This window comes from Priestia sp. SIMBA_032 (assembly GCF_046535215.1).
GTDB classification, from domain to species: domain Bacteria; phylum Bacillota; class Bacilli; order Bacillales; family Bacillaceae_H; genus Priestia; species Priestia aryabhattai.
In genome coordinates this window covers 1-229 of record NZ_JAWRXD010001705.1, presented here as the reverse complement: position 1 = coordinate 229, position 229 = coordinate 1, and the positions used below count along the sequence as shown (strand labels likewise).

Genomic DNA, 229 nt, shown 5'->3' with positions numbered 1-229 from the left:
AGGGCATGCCTGCAAACATAATCACAGCTGTTGCCAACCAAAGACGGCTTTCGATTCGTGTGCTGGCCAGCAAGCCTTTATTACCCTCATCAGCACCTTCGCCGCGGGCCTTGAGCCACTCTTGGAGAAGGATGGCGAAGAGGGGGAGGGCAAACATGCCGGAATCGAGCAAGACGTCCCAAATGCCGTTGCTGACAAGCCAGCCTACGAGGGTCAGGTAATACTCAAG

At 55.5% G+C, this 229-nt stretch carries 1 protein-coding gene; it reads right to left on the bottom strand.

Features of this window, described 5'->3' with window-relative positions; genetic code table 11:
• On the bottom strand, positions 1-229 hold a 229-nt coding region (locus SB717_RS40060; protein WP_486360832.1), incomplete at both ends, for a hypothetical protein.